We start from the raw sequence: 255 nt of genomic DNA on the forward strand, positions 1-255 counted from the left end.
TGCGGTCGCGGTTGTAGACGATGACGCCGAATTTGACGCTGTTGCAGACCTGGGCGACGTGCTCGATGAGGCCCTCCTGGCCGGCTTCGGTCAGGTAGTGGGGCAAGAGCAGGATGCCGTGGGCGCCAAGGCGCTCGGCTTCCTGGGCATGGGCGATGGCGGTGCGGGTGGGGCCGCCGGCGCCGGCGATGATGGGCACCTTGCCACGGCAGGTGTCCACGGCGGTCTTGACGACCTGGCTGTACTCGGGGCCGC

Annotated in this window: 1 protein-coding gene; it reads right to left on the reverse strand. The window is 69.4% G+C overall.

Annotation, left to right across the window (positions count from 1 at the left end; translation table 11 throughout):
- Positions 1–255, reverse strand: a 255-nt coding sequence (locus KW835_RS27225) for a dihydrodipicolinate synthase family protein (protein WP_218387763.1), incomplete at both ends; no start/stop codon positions are given.

Origin of the sequence: Acidovorax sp. sic0104, from assembly GCF_019219095.1 — a bacterium.
In the GTDB taxonomy this organism is placed as follows: Bacteria; Pseudomonadota; Gammaproteobacteria; order Burkholderiales; family Burkholderiaceae_C; genus Acidovorax.